At 60.3% G+C, this 295-nt stretch carries 1 pseudogene; it reads left to right on the top strand.

The window, feature by feature from the left end:
- A pseudogene (locus tag EN852_RS39255) lies at positions 1-240 on the top strand (isoprenylcysteine carboxylmethyltransferase family protein); the annotation flags it as partial.
- Positions 241-295 lie beyond the last annotated feature (55 nt).

The following is a 295-nucleotide window of genomic DNA, read 5'->3' as shown; positions in this document are numbered from 1 at the left end:
GCCGAATATCTCCTGGGCAAGTTCGGCGCGGCCTATACAGCCTATATCAAGGCGACGCCCCGGTTCTGGCCGAACCCGCTGCTCTACCGCGACAATGACGAGCTGCAGTTCTCGACGCGCGCGCTGCGGCGCACCTTCTTTGACGGACTCTATTTCCTCGCCATCTTCCCGGCCATCGAGCTTATCGAGTATTTGCGGGAGACCGGCGTGATGTTCCCGGCCTTCGTCACGCTTTACTGATCGGCTAGCCGCCCAGCGGATAGGGCATGTAGCCGACGAAGCCTGATATCTTGTC

Source organism: Mesorhizobium sp. M2E.F.Ca.ET.209.01.1.1 (assembly GCF_004010375.2).
In the GTDB taxonomy this organism is placed as follows: Bacteria; Pseudomonadota; Alphaproteobacteria; order Rhizobiales; family Rhizobiaceae; genus Mesorhizobium.
Note: the sequence above shows the minus strand (reverse complement) of the source record. Positions and strands in the feature narration are given on the sequence as shown.